This window comes from Streptomyces coelicoflavus (assembly GCF_003112555.1).
GTDB classification, from domain to species: domain Bacteria; phylum Actinomycetota; class Actinomycetes; order Streptomycetales; family Streptomycetaceae; genus Streptomyces; species Streptomyces coelicoflavus.
In genome coordinates this window covers 42,246-56,595 of sequence record NZ_BEWB01000016.1, presented here as the reverse complement: position 1 = coordinate 56,595, position 14,350 = coordinate 42,246, and the positions used below count along the sequence as shown (strand labels likewise).

Here is a 14,350-nt window from a genome sequence, read left to right as displayed (position 1 = left end):
CGCCGCGCGGGCGGGCGCGGTCGGGCCCGAGCCCCTGAGCTCCACGGCCGACCGGCCGGTGGGCGGGTGCGCGTGATCGAGCGGGCCGCCGCTCTGCCTGGGTCTCAGGCCCGCAGCCATGAGGGGACGGGTTTCGTCACCAGCCCGCAGGTGAACTCCGCCGTCTCCAGGAGCCGACGTGTCAGCCGGACCCCGGTGACGTGGTGCGCCAGGGCGAACTTGGCCGGGGTGAGGCTCTTCACCTCGCCCTCGTCCGCGTCCGGATCTTCCATCGGCCCGAATCCCACCCTGCGCATGACGTCGAGCAGCTCGTCCGGGTGGCTGCCTCCACGGCAGTAGGGGTCCTCGCCGTACGACATCCGGACGGACCCGTCCACGTACCAGCAGAAGAGCCCCACGGGGGAGACGTTGGCCATGTGGGAGACCGCGGTCCGCCCTTGTGTCACGGGAAGCATGACCTCCGGCTCGGTGCCCATGAAGCCGTTGTACTCGACCATGAGCGTCCAGTCACCGACCGGAACCACTCCCACCGGCTGGACCTCCTCGAAGGCGTGGTCCTTCAGGCGGTACAGCTCGATCGTCCACTCGCGCAGCGCGCTCAGCCCAGTCACCGCCGTCCCGGTGGCGACCCGCGAAGCCCTCAGCTCCTCCAGGAGTGCCTCCGGGGGGACAGCCTGCACGTAGGTGAAACAGTGCGACTCCTCGAAGTCGTCGTCAGTGCCGAAGACGTCGGTGTAATCGGCTTCCGTGGTGAATTCCTTCATGAGCACGTCCCCTTGTGGCTGCGAGCGAGGCAGTACGGAGGACGAGGAAAGTGCTTGAGTCGGTTCGTCCCGGGCCGGAAACGCCCGCTGTCGCCGTCGTGATTCACCTCCTGCCGGCCGGCACCGGCGGTCGGGGGAAGGAAGGGCCTGCCTCGCGGCAGCGCCTCCTCAGAGCGTGCCCTCCTCCAAGGCCCTCTCCAAGTCGACGTCGGTGCAGGAGAGCCGTACCTTCGCCGACACCGTCACCTGCTCCGCGGCCGCCTCGACCCGCGCCCGGAACTCCGGCTCCCAACGTGAGACGCCCGAGATGACGACCGGGAAGCTTCCCGTCCGCCCCAACACCATGAATCTCCCGTCACGTTCCGACGTCGAGACCGTTACCTCGTGCTGAAGGCCGTCGTCGTCGATGACGTCCTGCACTGCTCGCCTCGCCTCGTCGGCCTGCTCGCGAGAGGAAAGGCCGCTGACGTCCAACTCGATGCGTATGTTCACAGACATGGCGCTCACTCTAAGAGGTCCTGACAAGGGCGTTGGACGTGGCGCGGTGGGTGGTCAGGCCTTCGGCGAGGCCGAGGAATGCTTCCGTGGATGTCGTCGCGTCGCTCCCAGCGGCTGCGCAGGCCGCGGAAGCCGTGGCGCCAGGCGATCGTGCGCTCGACGACGCGGTGGAAGATGCCCAGAACGGTGCCGTGTGGCTCGCCTCGCTTCGCGACCACGGGGCGGAGGCCTCGCTGTTGAAGCAGGCGGCGGTACCTGTCGTGGTCGTAGCCGCGGTCGGCCAGCAGCGCGTCGGGGAGTCGACGGGGCCTGGTGACCTCGCCCACGATCTCCGCCGGTCAGCGACACCGCGAGCCGGATGCCCGAGCCGAAGCCGAGTTCCCGGGGAAAGGTGCTCCCACTGGATGCGTGTGCAGGACGAAGAGGATCGCGCACAGGGCCTGGCGGTCCGGCGCCTACGGTCTGCCCCGGGTCCTCTTCCGACCCGGGTTCGGCAGCAACGGCTTGATCGGCGACCACAGTTCGTCCGACTCGATCCACGGCCGCGATTGACGGTTTCCCTTACCCAGGCCATCTACGAGCAGAGTTCGGGAGGCGGTGAATCAGCGGCTGGAGGACTCCTCCGAGTCGGGCGACCCGCCGGCCTGCCCCGCGACCTGAGGCCGACCCGCTCTCGTCCCCGGGTGGGACCCGCGAAGGGCGTAGTACTGCGGATTCAGTACCGCGCAGTGTCGGCAGCGGGACGACGACAGGACACCGCCCTCTTCAGGAGTCTGGAGGCACCTTCGAGACCCGGATGTGGAGACCTCCCCGTGGCTGCTTTTCTGTATCGAATAGGCCGCTTGGCCTTCAGGCGACGCTGGACCGTCGCCCTTGTCTGGGCCGCCGTGCTCACCGCCGTAGGACTTGCCGGCATGACCGCGCCGGAGGCGGAGGAGGAACCCTTCTCCATGCCGGGGATCGAGTCGCAGGAAGCCTTCGACCTGATGGAGGAGCGGTTCCCCGGCGCCGCCGCCGACGGCGCCACCGCCCGCGTCGTCTTCGTCTCGCCGAACGGCGAGAAGGTCACCGCCTCCGAGAACAAGGAGGCCGTCGAGGCCGCGATAGCCGAACTCGGGGACGGCACCCAGGTCGCGAGCACCGTCGATCCGTACGAGTCCGGCGCGGTCAGCGAGGACGGCTCCACCGCGTACACGACCGTGACCTACAAGGTCGACGCCGCCGGCCTCACCGACGCCAGCCGCAGCCATCTGGACGAGTCGCTCGAGCACGCCCGCGACTCCGGGCTCACCGTCGAGGCAGGCGGCGACGCCATGGAGGACATGGGCGGACCCAGCGGCACCGCCGAGGCGATCGGCGTCTCCGTCGCCGCCGTCGTCCTGCTGATCACCTTCGGTTCACTGGCCGCCGCCGGGCTCCCGCTGCTCACCGCGCTCATCGGCGTCGGCATCAGTCTGTTCGCCATCACGGCCCTGGCCGGTCCGCTGGGCCTGGCCGACAGCACCAGCACCGTGGCGATCATGCTGGGCCTGGCCGTCGGCATCGACTACGCCCTGTTCATCGTCTCCCGCTACCGCGAGGAGCGCGCCAAGGGGCGGACCGCCCAGGAGGCCGTCGCCCTCGCCACCGGCACCGCGGGCTCCGCCGTGGTCTTCGCCGGGCTCACCGTCGTCATCGCGCTCGCCGGTCTCTCCGTCGTCGGTATCCCGATGCTGACGGAGATGGGTCTGGGCGCGGCGGGCGCGGTCGTCATCGGCGTGCTCATCGCGCTGACCCTGGTGCCGGCCCTCCTCGGTTTCTGGCCCAACGCCATCCTGACCCGCAAGGACCGCAAGGCCCGCCGAGCGGGCGGTGCGCCGCGGGAGACGCGCAAGGTCAACGGCGGCACCCGCTGGGCGAGCTTCGTGCTGCGCCGCCCGCTGCCCGTGCTGCTCGCGGCCGTCGCGGGCCTCGGCGCCCTGGCGTTGCCGATGACCGACCTTCAGCTCGGGATGCCCGGCGACGAGGCCATGTCCACGGAGACCACCCAGCGGCGGGCCTACGACGCGCTCGCCGAGGGCTTCGGGCCCGGCTTCAACGGACCGTTGACCGTGGTCGTGGACGCCAGGGACGCCGACGACCCGAAGGCCGCGGCCGAGACCGTCTCCGGGCGGATCGGCGGCACCGAGGGCGTGGTGTCGGTGTCCCCGGCGCAGTTCAACGAATCCGGCGACACGGCCGTCTTCTCCGTCGTCCCCACCACCGCGCCGACCGGCCAGGAGACCAAGGACCTGGTCAACACCATCCGCGGCGACCGGCCCGGCATCGAGTCCGAGGCCGGGGCGACCTTCGAGGTCACCGGCACTACCGCGATGAACATCGACGTCTCCGAGAAGGTGCAGTCCGCGCTGGTGCCGTACCTGCTCGTGGTGGTCGGGCTCGCCGTGATCCTGCTGCTGGTGGTCTTCCGCTCGATCCTGGTCCCGCTGAAGGCGGCCGCCGGCTTCCTGCTCTCGGTGCTCGCCGCGCTCGGCGCGGTGGTCGTGGTCTTCCAGCAGGGCCACGGCGCCGATCTGCTGGGCGTGGAGACCACCGGTCCCATCATGAGCCTGATGCCGATCTTCCTGGTCGGCATCGTCTTCGGCCTCGCCATGGACTACGAGGTCTTCCTGGTCTCGCGGATGCGCGAGGCGTACGTCCACGGCGAGCGGCCCGCCCAGGCCGTGACCTCCGGGTTCCAGCACAGCGCCCGGGTCGTCGTGGCCGCCGCGCTGATCATGATCGCGGTGTTCTCCGGGTTCATCGGGGACAGCGACGCCATGATCAAGATGATCGGCTTCGGCCTCGCCTCGGCCGTCCTGCTCGACGCCTTCGTGGTCCGGATGGCGATCGTCCCGGCCGTCCTCGCCCTGCTCGGCGAGCGGGCCTGGTGGCTGCCGAAGTGGCTGGACCGGATCCTGCCCCGGGTCGACGTGGAGGGCGAGGCCCTGACCCGCCCGGCCGGTCCCGAGGCGGAACCGGCCGAAAAGGACCTCGCCCGCACCTGACCCGGGTGCGCAGGAGCCGCCCGGCGTCGTCCCAGCGATCCGGGCGGCTTCGCATCGTCCACCATGGATGCCAGCCCCTCACCGAGAGAGCCCACCATGAACAGCAGCCTGGAGCGCTACACCGAGCGCGTGGAACAGTACGCGTCGCGCTTCCCGCGCTTTCCCCGCTTCGTGGACGTGACGATGGTGCTGGCCCTCATCGGCTGCGCCTTCTTCGGCACGCAGCTCAGCCTCCCCGGCGACAACCGCCCGGACACGGGGAAGTCGCTGGAGGTCCTGCTCGGCCTGTCCTGCTTCGTCCTGCTGAAGTACCGCACGCACACCCGCACGGTCGTGGTCGTGGTCGCCGGGGTCACCATCGCCGCGATCGCGCGCGGCTACCTGCTCACCCCGATGCTGCTGGCCCCGCTGCTCGCCGCGATGTACTGGCTGGCCGTCCTGTGCGACCGCCGGACCGTCCGCCTGTACGCGCTCGTCGCCACGGTGGCCCTGCTGACCGTGAACCTGTTCTCCGACGGCATGCGCGACCTCTCCCCCGTCCTGACCGTGGTCGGCCCGGTGTTCTGGATGGCCCTGCCGCTCGTCGGCGGCAGCCTGACCCGGCTGCGCGGCGACTATCTGGAAGCGGTCAAGTCCCGCGCCGAGCACGCCGAACGCACCCGGGAGGAGGAGGCCCGGCTGCGGGTCACCGAGGAACGCATGCGCATCGCCCGCGAGTTGCACGACGTCGTGGCCCACCACCTGGCCCTCGCCAACGCCCAGGCCGGCACCGCCGCCCACCTCTCGCGCAGCAACCCCGAGCAGAGCCGGAAGATCCTCGACGACCTCACCGGCACCACCTCCGCGGCGTTGCGCGAGCTCAAGGCCACCCTGGGCCTGCTGCGCCAGGACGACCGGCCCGAGGGCGAGGGCCTGGAACCGGCGCCGGGGCTCGCCCGCCTTCCCGAGCTGATCGACTCCTACCGCTCGGCGGGTCTGGAAGTCGTCGTCCACCAGCAGGGCGTGCGCCGCCCGCTGACACCGGGTGTGGACCTGACCGCGTACCGGATCGTGCAGGAAGCCCTCACCAACGTCGCCAAACACGCCCCCGAACGCGCCACCCGTGTCGGCTTCACCTACGCCGACTCCCGGCTGCTCATCACCGTCAGCAATGACGGCCCGGCCACGGCCGGCGCCACCGCCGACAGCGGGACGTCCGGCGGTTTCGGGTTGCGCGGCATGCGGGAGCGCGCCCAGTCCATCGGCGGCGACCTGTGCGCGGGCCCCCGCCCCGAGGGCGGCTTCGAGGTCACCACCGCGCTGCCGCTGCAGGCGTCCGCCGCCGTCGAAGGAGAGTCTCCATGACCGTGAAGGTGCTGCTCGCGGACGACCAGGCCCTGCTGCGGGCCACGTTCCGCATCCTGATCGACTCCTGCCCGGACCTGGAGGTCGTCGGGGAGGCGTCCGACGGGGCGGAGGCGCTGGAGTTGGCCCGTACCCACCACCCGGACGTCGTGCTCATGGACATCCGTATGCCCGGGACGGACGGCCTGTCCGGCACTGCGGGGATCTGCGCCGATCCGGAACTGGCGAGCACCCGGGTGCTGATCCTGACCACCTTCGAGACCGAGGACTACGTCGCTCAGGCGCTGCGGGCCGGGGCCAGCGGCTTCCTCGGCAAGGACGTCACCGCGGACGCCCTGCTGGCCGGCATCCGCACGGTGGCCTCCGGGGAGGCGCTGCTCTCCCCCGGCGCCACCCGCACCCTGATCACCCGCTTCCTCACCTCCCCGGCGCCCGGCACCCATCTGGTGCCCCCGGAACGGCTCGCCGACCTCACCGGAAGGGAACGGGAAGTGATGGCGCTGGCGGCCGAGGGCGGGTCCAACGCGGAGATCGCCGAGTTGCTGGTGGTCAGCCCGCTGACGGTACGGACGCACATCCACCGCGCGATGACGAAACTCAACGCCCGCGACCGGGCGCAGCTCGTGGTCATCGCGTACCAGACGGGGCTGGTGAGGGCGGGAGGGGACAACGGGGCCCCGCCGAGGCACAGGGGCTCCCATACACCTGATGGGATTCCCGGCTGACGGAACGTCGGCACCGGAACTGCTGCGGTTCAGAAGCCCGTTGACGGCGGTGGTGCGGGTCCGCAATGTCGCCACCCGCCAGGAGAGCCAGAAGGCTTCCGCTGCGGTCAGCGCTCGTGCAGCACAGAGGTCGTATCGACGTCCACAGGCTTGCCGTGCGCGTCGGTAGGACGGAGCTCGGGGAGCGGGAGACCGCTTTCGTCAACGAGAACCGAGTGGGCTTCGGACGGTGCGAAGGCGTGCCGCTCGCCCCACTGGCGCGCAGCCACGATGACGGTGAAGAGGTCTCGGCCCGCCTCTGTGAGGACGTAGTGCTGTCGCCGCCCCGTCGGGGCGGTCTGCCGCTCGAGGATTCCGCGTTCGACCAAGCGGCGCAGGCGGTCGGTGAGGATGTTCCGCGCGATTCCGGTGCGGTGCTGGAAGTCGGTGAACGCTCGCGCACCGTCCATCGCGTCGCGAACGACCAGCAGGCTCCAGCGGTCTCCTACCAGGTCGAGCGTGCGCGCGACGGGGCAGGAGGCGTCGGTCCAGATCCCTTCGGCACCGGGCGCGGTGCGAGCCATGACTCCTCCTGAAGAGTTGCTGATCGAGACCATTCTGCCGTACCTTCATTTTGGTTGCACTTTGCTACTCATTGGGGGTGGGTCGGTGGGTCTCACGTCTGGCCGGAGGACGCTGTTCGCCGTGATCTGCGCGGTCGCGGTCGCGACGATCTATGTGGCACAGCCCGTACTGGCCCAGATCGGCGGTGACCTGGGCCTGTCGGAAGCCGACCTGGGATGGATCGTCACCACGGGGCAGCTCGGCTACCTGATCGGCTTGGCCCTTCTCGTCCCTCTGGGGGACATGTTCGACCGGCGCAAGCTCATTGCCGGACACCTTCTCCTCGCCGCGGTCGGCATGGCTCTGGCGGCAGTCGCCGCCCAGGCATGGCTCCTGCTTGCCGGGGTGGCTCTCGCCGGGCTGTTCTCGGTCGTCGTTCAGACCACGGTCGCCTTCGCCGCCGACCTGTCCATGGCGGGGGAACGCGGCCGCACACTCGGCGCCGTGACCTCCGGTGTCGTCATCGGCATTCTCGGAGCGCGCCTGCTCGCCGGCGGTCTCGCTGCCCTCTGGGGCTGGCGAAGCATCTACGTGGTACTTGCCGTGCTCCTCCTCGCGCTCTCCGGCTGCGTGCTGAGGCTCCTGCCGTTCGACCCGCGCGACGGCCAGACCACGTATGTCGCGGTGCTGATCTCGCTGAGGCGCCTGTTCCGTGAGCGCCTGTTCGTTTCGCGCGGACTGATCACGTTCTTCCTGTTCGCTTCCTTCGGCACGCTGTGGAGCGGCCTGGCCCTGCCACTCGCGGCCGAACCATGGCATCTGAACACGGCTCAGATCGGTCTCTTCGGGATCGCGGGACTCGCCGGTGCGCTGGGCGCCTTCCGAGCCGGACAGGGGGCCGACGCCGGCCGCGCCAACGCCATCACCGGCGGTGCACTCGCCCTCCTGGCCGCCTCATGGCTGGCGACGGGACAAGCATCGTGGTCACTCTGGCCGGTCGTCGTCGGCGTGATCGTTCTCGACTTCGCGGTTCAGGCAGTACACGTCAGCAACCAACACCTGCTCACGGCCGCATACTCACACCGGACCAGCAGTGTCATCGGCGGCTACATGATTTTCTACTCCTTCGGCTCTGCCGTCGGAGCAACCAGCACCACCGCGGTGTACTCGGCCGCGGGGTGGGCCGGATCCAGCCTTCTCGGCGCCGCCTTCGCCCTCTGCGCACTCCTTGCCTGGGCCGTCAACCGGCACGCAGCCGCCGACACGCGACGAGACGCGCTCGTGTGACTGCCTCCGTCTGTCCCGCGCCGTGGGTGCCCTCGCCGAGCCGTCATCGGCCTTATACGGCGGAGCATCCGTCTACGCGCGTGCGGGGGTGGAGAAGGCGGCGAACGCGGCGTCCAGCAGCTCGCCGAGGTCTTCTCGGCCGCCGTTCGCGCTCCACTGCCCGAGGACGATCCACAGGCATTCGAGTGCTGCCGCGGCGCGCACGTCGGCGATGACCGGTGAACCGTCGGCCGGGGAGGCGGTCCCCCGCAGCCGGGCGACGATCTTGGGTCGCCATTCGGTCTGCTTCTCGCGGAGCCGTGCGCACAGGGCCGGGGTCTGGTCGACGAGGCCGAGGATCGTCACGAGGTGCTGGACATCGCGTACGAGGAAGTCCGCGGCTGATTCCAGGGCGTTGCGCAGCCTGCTCCAGTCGTCCTCGTTGCCCCGGTCCGCGTCGAGCGCGTCGGCGATGACGTCACCGACGGGGTCGAAGACGAACAGGACCACGTCCTCCTTGGTGCCGAAGTAGCGCAGGAAGGTGCTCCGCGACACTCCGGCCGCCTCGGCGAGGTCGGCGAAGGTGACCTGGTCGAAACCGGTGAGGCAGAACCGGTTGAACGCCACGCGGGCCAGCTCTGCTCGTACCGCGTGACGGCCGATCTCACGGGTACCGACGGGTGCTGCACTCATGGCGCCAAGTGTACTCGGCAACACCCGTTTGCTTTTGTGCGACTTGATTCGTAACTTGATACTCAGTGTCAGCCGTGATGCTAAGAGTCGCAACTCCTACCCGGTGGCGGCACAGTCACGGCACCAGGCCCTCATACGAAGTGGAGCCACCCATGAGCTACGACGACCTCTCCGCCCTGACGATCGACGTCTCGGGCGGTGTCGCGACGGTGACTATCGATCACCCGCCGCTCAATCTGATGGACGCGGTTCTGCTGCCGTCCCTGCGGGCGTTCGTCGCGCGGGTGCGTGACGACGCCGACGTCCGCGTCATCGTCTTCGAAAGCGCCGACCCGGAGTTCTTCATCGCGCACGGTGACATGGCCTACCTCACCGACCCGGACGCGCTGCCCGCAGCCACCCGCGCCGCGATCGCGGCCGCACCGGACGCACCCCTGCCCGAGGGCCTGAACATCCTCCAGGCGCTGAGCGAGGAGGTCCGCTCGCTGCCCCAGCTCACCATCGGCAAGCTCGCGGGTTTCGCGCGCGGCGCGGGCAACGAGTTCTTCATGTACCTGGACATGCGCTTCGCGGCGATCGGCAAGTCGGGGCAGGGACAGCCGGAGTCCTTGCTGGGGATACTCCCCGGAGGCGGCGGCACGGTGAACATGACCCGCCTGACGGGCCGAGCCCGGGCACTGGAGCTCATCCTCGGCGCCGAACTCGTGGGCGCGGAACTCGCGGAACGCTACGGCCTGATCAACCGTGCGCTGCCCGCCGAGGAACTCGACGCGTTCGTGAGCGCCCTGGCCCGGCGGATCGCCGGCCTGCGACCGGAGGTCCTCTCCATCACCAAGGCCGCGGTCGACGCGATCGCTCCTCCGATCCCCCGCACGGCTTACGCCGTGGAGAACGAGGGCCTGTACGCCGCGTTCGGCGACGATGTCACCGAACGCGCCCACAAGTTGCTCGCCGCCGGCATCCAGACCCGCGAGGGGGAACGGAACCACGAGAGCATCGCCAACAGCATCTGAATACCCGAGCTGTCGTCGTCGGTGCGCAGGGGCTTCTGGGAAGAGTTCCTCGGCCATGGCCGACACGTGCGAGTGTCGAGTGGTCAGGTCCTAGTGGCGGCCGGAACAGTTCGGCGGTTCCGACACCGACCGGCAGACGGAAGCCCTGCCGATCCCGCAGTCGACGACGGTTGTGGGCCCCGCCCCGTAGACGGGGCGGGGCCCACAACCCGCTGTCCACCGGACAGAGGTCAACCGCTGACCGTGATGTTCGAGCTGCCACTGCTCTGATAGCCCTCGGTGGCCATGATCATGTAGTACTTGAACTGGCCCATGTTCATGCCCGCGCGTGCCCAGGCGTCGAAGTGGTTGCCGGTGGTGATGGTGCCGGAGCCGCTGGTCACCTTCGACTGCCGGACGCTCCAGTACTGCTGGAACGTCTTGGTGCCTTCCACGGAGGGGGCGTTGTACCGGGTCGTCTGGTAGATGTCATAGGTGCCGCCGTCGCTGGAGACGGTGCCCTTGTACGTACCGGTGGGCCGGTAGCTGCCCCAGTTGTCGACGATGTAGTACTCCACCAGCGGGTTCGAGGTCCAGCCGTAGAGGCAGCCGTAGCCGTTGCCCGACGGGTTGAAGTAGCCGTTGTAGCGGACCGTCCTGCGTCCGCCGGTGCTCCAGCCCTTGCCGGCGACGAAGTTGCCGCAGTTGGTCCACTGGGTGCTGTAGCTGCCGCCACCGTTGAGCGTCATGGAGACGGAGCCGCCGCCGTCGGTCCAGAACGAGTAGTACATGCCGTCGGTGCCGGTCTGGTTGGTGGTGATGGTGGTGGCGGCGTGGGCGGTGCCGGGCAGCAGCAGCCCGGACGCGGTTGCGAGCGCGAGGGTGCCGGCGCCACCGAGGAAGCCTCGTCGGCTCACTCCGTTGAGGGGGGCGGGATTCTGCTTGGTCCGGTCCTGCTGAGTGCCGTCCTGCTGCATGCGTTCTCCCGATGAAGGCGGGTGGGGGGCGAGCGACTTCTGCCGCCCGCTGCCTTGCACGAACCACTACGGGGCCTCCCGGTCGTCACGCCGTGACAACCGGTCGCCGTGCCCGGCCACATGACGCGAACGGGCCGACGGCCGCCCTGTCGTTCAGTGGCCACAGCTTTCGCGAGTTGCCATGGCACTGTCAATAGTTTCGACCTACTTTCGGAAACTTCCCCTTCACGGATAGAAGCCCTCGCGAACACTAACTCCCAGCTCACACCACCTCGTTTCCGAAACGTCGCGAGAGAGGAGAGGAGAGACGAGAGGGATAGCGCGCAATCGCGTGCACGCCGTGCGAAACTTTCGATGACCTGAGAGTCGGCTCGGCAGCGGAGATCAACGGGCAACGGAGCGCAGCAGCACTGTCGCCCTCTCATGCAGCGTGGGCCCCTCACGTACAACGCGGACGCCCCTCAACACCGCGGCCTGACCAACCGCTGACAGCACAGCCCCCGAACGCCGCCCGGCACGTCCAAGAGAAGGACAGCGACAGAAGGACGGCTCAGGAGGTGGACGGCTCGATCTCCCCAGCGAAGACGATGACCTGGTCGATGAGGCTCCGTCGCAGATGGACGACGTCCGTTCCCGCGAGGCGGGGGCCTCCGTCAGGTGTGGTGAAGACCCACTGGTACCGAGCCCATTCGTCGGGCATGTCCACCGCCGAGCAGCGCACCATGGTGCCGGTCCCCGCCGGGTGGCGCCGGATGTCCAGCACGAATCGCTCGACCTCCGCGATTCCTTCGCTGCGACCCAACGGTCCCCAGAAGACCACGTCCGAGGTGAGCGCCTGGGAGAGCAGGACGGTCACATAGTTGTCGTCCGAGGCGTTGAACGCGGAGATGAACGTGTCGATCGCGGAGCGTGCAATCTCTTCATGCATGCCCCAGTAATACCAGCCGTTTCGCGCGCATCGTCCTACGAGGCCCCCTCCGGTCACGGTCAACCGTCCCGGGTCTTGGAGCGGCTTGGGGCAGTGGGCATACAAGCTTGTCTCCCAAGATCGGCAGCGGTCGATGGGCAAGTACTGGTAGTAATCGGCTGTGGCAGGAGACCTGTGGACCCCAGTGATTTCGATAGCCGGTGTGGCTGTAGGTGGTGTGCTGACGTATCTGACCCAGCGCACGACGCAGCGGGCAGCCGACCGGGCTGACGGACAAAGGCGGGCTGCGGCACGGGTGGAGGAGCGACGTGCCGAGCAGATCAGGACCGTGCTGGAGTTCATCCGGTGTGCACTGGAGGCTGAGGGCGTGGCGCATGCGAGGCCGCCTCGATGGGAGGTCGGCGATGACTGGTATGCGACGGCCAGACCGGCGATGGACGGTCTTCGAATAGCCGAGAAGAGCATCGAGTTGCTGTGTGCCCCTGACCTTCACTCACCGACGACCGCCTACGCCCACGCCCTGAATCAAGCGGTCTGGCAGGAGCGTGACGGGGGGAACCTGGTTGAGCGCCTGGAGCCGTTCAAGGCGGAGTTTCTCGCCCTGGCACGCCGCAGCCTGACCTGACGCCGTCAGGTCACAGCCACTCGTTGATCGCAGCCACCAGTACGGTCGCCTCGTAGCGCACAGCCGGCTTGTCGTACCTCGTGGCCACGGCCCGGTGCCTCTTGGGGCGATTGATGCCGCATTCGACAGCGTGATGCTCACGGTAGTCGGCCGGGTGCAGGTCGCTCTGATTCCTGGCCCCGGCCGCATGCCGATGGGCGCGGCACACCGCCCGTCCGGCCCCGGCCGTCCCGCATTCATCCCCTGTGGCAACAACTGAACAACTGCCCCAACATCGCCCACTGTTCGTCCGTGAGGTCTCCCCGCGCCATGAACCGCGATCATTCATCGCTCAAGATCCACTTTCGATACACGGCCTGGTTAGACTCTCGGCACCCGGGCGGCTCGAAGGGAAGACACTTCCGTGCATATGTACGACAATCCGGTGATCAGTGGGTTTCATCCTGATCCGAGCGTGTGCCGGGTCGGTGACGACTACTACCTGGTGTGTTCCAGCTTCGAGTACTTTCCCGGGCTGCCGCTCTTCCACAGCAAGGACCTCGTGCACTGGGAGCAGATCGGCAACGTCCTCGACCGTCCCGGGCAACTGCCGCTGCCTCTCCCCGGCGCCAAGGCGTCCGGAGGCCTTTACGCCCCGACCATCCGTCACCACGACGGCCGCTACTGGGTCATCAACACCAACATCGACGGTGGCGGCAACTTCGTCGTCTCGGCCGAGCGGCCGGAAGGGCCCTGGAGCGACCCCGTGTGGATCGACCTGACCGGAATCGATCCCGACCTGGCGTGGGAGGAGGACGGCACCTGCTGGTGTGCCTTCTCCGGCCCCGAAGGGGGCGTCAACATGGCCAGGATCGACCCGGTCAAGGGCGAGGTGCTGGAGGAGCCCTTCGCCACGTGGTCGGGCAGCGGCCTCAAGTACCCCGAGGCGCCGCACCTCTACCGCATCGGCGACTGGTGGTACCTGCTGGTCGCGGAAGGCGGCACGGAACGCGGGCACAGCGTGTCCGTGGCCCGCAGCCGCTCGCCGCGCGGCCCCTGGGAAGGCGCGCCCGCCAACCCCGTGCTGTCCCACAGCGGTACCGCGCGCCCCATCCAGAACACGGGCCACGCCGACCTGGTGGAGGCTCCCGACGGCAGCTGGTGGATGGTACTGCTCGGTGTCCGCCCCCGCGGCTTCACGCCCGACGTGCACGTGCTCGGTCGCGAGACGTTCCTGACACCCGTGGAGTGGGACCGGGACGGATGGCCCGTCGTCGCGCCCGTTCCCGTGAGCCATGCGGCCCCGGGCGGTGCCTGGCACCCCCTTCCGGCCCCGCCCGCCCGGGACGACTTCGACGGGTCCTCCCTCGCACCGCACTGGATCTCGCCGTTCGCCCGCCGGGAAGGCTCCTGGTCGCTCGCCGAGCGGCCGGGCTGGCTGCTCCTCAGCGCCACCGGCCCCGCGCTCGACCGCCCCGGGTACACCTTTGTCGGGCGGCGCCAGCAGCATCACGACTGCCGCGTCACCGCCCTGATCGACCCGGGTACGGGACGCGGCGGTCTCTGCGTACGTCTCGACGAGGCCCACCACTACGAGGTGGAGGCCGGGGGCGGGGAGGTCCGTGTCGTCGCCCGGATCGGGCCGCTGCGCCAGACCGTGGCCCGCCGACCGGTCCCGGCCGGGCCGCTGTATCTCACCGTCACGATCCGGACCTCAGACCTCGTCCCCGCGTCCCCCGAACTCACCGACGGCGGGACCACGGGGCCCGACACCATCGCCTTCGGGTTCGGCGATCCCGACGCTCCGGACACCCGGCAGCTCGCCGAACTGGACGGGCGCTATCTGTCCACCGAGGTCGCCTGTGGCTTCACCGGCCGTGTGATCGGCATGTACGCCACCGAGGGCACGGTCGCCTTCGACTGGTACGAGTACGCCCCGGCATCGTCCGCGTGACGCCCGTGAGCGGCCGTCAATCCGTCCCGACGTGTC

At 69.2% G+C, this 14,350-nt stretch carries 13 protein-coding genes and 1 pseudogene; 7 read left to right on the top strand and 7 right to left on the bottom strand.

Features of this window, described 5'->3' with window-relative positions:
- Window positions 1–104: 104 nt before the first annotated feature.
- The 3 genes and pseudogenes from Sco07f_RS40885 to Sco07f_RS41370 form a co-directional block, all read right to left on the bottom strand.
- Window positions 105–764: a DUF6461 domain-containing protein gene (locus Sco07f_RS40885; RefSeq protein WP_244942188.1), complete on the bottom strand. Its 660-nt coding sequence runs from the start codon at window positions 762–764 to the stop codon at window positions 105–107.
- Window positions 765–932: 168 nt separating this feature from the next.
- The gene (locus Sco07f_RS33255; protein WP_159107009.1) at window positions 933–1,262 is read right to left on the bottom strand and encodes a hypothetical protein; all 330 of its coding nucleotides are present in this window, start codon (window positions 1,260–1,262) and stop codon (window positions 933–935) included.
- A gap of 10 nt (window positions 1,263–1,272) precedes the next feature.
- A pseudogene (locus Sco07f_RS41370) lies at window positions 1,273–1,831 on the bottom strand (transposase).
- Between the two features lie 243 nt (window positions 1,832–2,074).
- Here Sco07f_RS41370 and Sco07f_RS33245 point away from each other — a divergent pair.
- The 3 genes from Sco07f_RS33245 (at window position 2,075) to Sco07f_RS33235 (ending at window position 6,357) form a co-directional block, all read left to right on the top strand.
- The gene (locus Sco07f_RS33245) at window positions 2,075–4,288 is read left to right on the top strand and encodes an MMPL family transporter (RefSeq protein ID WP_108990042.1); all 2,214 of its coding nucleotides are present in this window, start codon (window positions 2,075–2,077) and stop codon (window positions 4,286–4,288) included.
- A gap of 96 nt (window positions 4,289–4,384) precedes the next feature.
- A complete protein-coding gene (locus tag Sco07f_RS33240; protein WP_054099988.1) occupies window positions 4,385–5,632 on the top strand; it encodes a sensor histidine kinase in 1,248 nt (415 codons plus the stop codon).
- Window positions 5,629–6,357: a response regulator transcription factor gene (locus Sco07f_RS33235; RefSeq protein ID WP_108990041.1), complete on the top strand. Its 729-nt coding sequence runs from the start codon at window positions 5,629–5,631 to the stop codon at window positions 6,355–6,357. The genes Sco07f_RS33240 and Sco07f_RS33235 overlap by 4 nt, the downstream gene beginning before the upstream one ends.
- 107 nt (window positions 6,358–6,464) lie before the next feature.
- Here the strand turns inward: Sco07f_RS33235 and Sco07f_RS33230 are convergent, their stop codons facing one another.
- Entirely contained in the window at window positions 6,465–6,920 is a 456-nt protein-coding gene (locus tag Sco07f_RS33230) for a winged helix-turn-helix transcriptional regulator (RefSeq protein ID WP_007388528.1), read from the bottom strand.
- Here Sco07f_RS33230 and Sco07f_RS33225 point away from each other — a divergent pair.
- On the top strand, window positions 6,919–8,187 hold the full coding sequence (locus Sco07f_RS33225) for an MFS transporter (protein ID WP_218030755.1): 1,269 nt from the start codon (window positions 6,919–6,921) through the stop codon (window positions 8,185–8,187). The genes Sco07f_RS33230 and Sco07f_RS33225 overlap by 2 nt on opposite strands.
- A 72-nt stretch (window positions 8,188–8,259) precedes the next feature.
- Here the strand turns inward: Sco07f_RS33225 and Sco07f_RS33220 are convergent, their stop codons facing one another.
- Complete coding sequence (locus Sco07f_RS33220; protein WP_108990039.1) at window positions 8,260–8,859, bottom strand: TetR family transcriptional regulator; 600 nt, start codon at window positions 8,857–8,859, stop codon at window positions 8,260–8,262.
- A 152-nt stretch (window positions 8,860–9,011) separates the two neighbouring features.
- On the opposite strand from Sco07f_RS33220, the gene Sco07f_RS33215 reads away from it, so the two are divergent.
- Window positions 9,012–9,872, top strand: coding sequence for an enoyl-CoA hydratase/isomerase family protein (locus Sco07f_RS33215; protein ID WP_108990038.1), 861 nt, complete (start codon window positions 9,012–9,014; stop codon window positions 9,870–9,872).
- A 230-nt stretch (window positions 9,873–10,102) separates the two neighbouring features.
- Here Sco07f_RS33215 and xynA read toward each other — a convergent pair whose 3' ends face one another.
- Window positions 10,103–10,828 (bottom strand): endo-1,4-beta-xylanase XynA, encoded by a 726-nt coding sequence (gene xynA / locus Sco07f_RS33210; protein WP_087792604.1) that lies wholly within the window; start codon window positions 10,826–10,828, stop codon window positions 10,103–10,105.
- Window positions 10,829–11,378: 550 nt separating this feature from the next.
- Window positions 11,379–11,756 (bottom strand): hypothetical protein, encoded by a 378-nt coding sequence (locus Sco07f_RS33205; protein ID WP_007388525.1) that lies wholly within the window; start codon window positions 11,754–11,756, stop codon window positions 11,379–11,381.
- A gap of 328 nt (window positions 11,757–12,084) precedes the next feature.
- On the opposite strand from Sco07f_RS33205, the gene Sco07f_RS33200 reads away from it, so the two are divergent.
- Both Sco07f_RS33200 and Sco07f_RS33190 read left to right on the top strand, forming a co-directional pair.
- Window positions 12,085–12,381, top strand: a complete 297-nt coding sequence (locus Sco07f_RS33200; RefSeq protein ID WP_159107008.1) for a hypothetical protein — start codon at window positions 12,085–12,087, stop codon at window positions 12,379–12,381.
- A gap of 409 nt (window positions 12,382–12,790) precedes the next feature.
- The gene (locus tag Sco07f_RS33190; RefSeq protein WP_167468299.1) at window positions 12,791–14,314 is read left to right on the top strand and encodes a glycoside hydrolase family 43 protein; all 1,524 of its coding nucleotides are present in this window, start codon (window positions 12,791–12,793) and stop codon (window positions 14,312–14,314) included.
- Window positions 14,315–14,350 lie beyond the last annotated feature (36 nt).